The following is a 235-nucleotide window of genomic DNA, read 5'->3' as shown; positions in this document are numbered from 1 at the left end:
CATTACAGAACCTAATAAGTAATGGGTATCGTCGACATTTGCCACCCAGTACCTTAAAGCTTCGTTGACAGCATCCTTTAATGTGGCACTTCCAGAGGTAACACCGACCACTTTGGCTCCTAATAATTCCATCCGAAATACATTGAGCGCTTGCCTTTTGATATCTTCTTCTCCCATAAAAATGATGCATTCTAAATTTAGTAATGCACAAACCGTTGCAGTAGCAACACCATGC

1 pseudogene is annotated in these 235 nt (G+C 41.3%); it reads right to left on the bottom strand.

Annotated features, from left to right (window positions below):
* A pseudogene (locus RYX56_RS25350) lies at positions 1–235 on the bottom strand (tryptophan synthase subunit beta); the annotation flags it as partial.

The organism is Alkalihalophilus lindianensis, from assembly GCF_032843265.1.
GTDB classification, from domain to species: domain Bacteria; phylum Bacillota; class Bacilli; order Bacillales; family Bacillaceae_D; genus Alkalihalophilus; species Alkalihalophilus lindianensis.
This window is presented reverse-complemented; position numbering and strand designations above follow the sequence as displayed.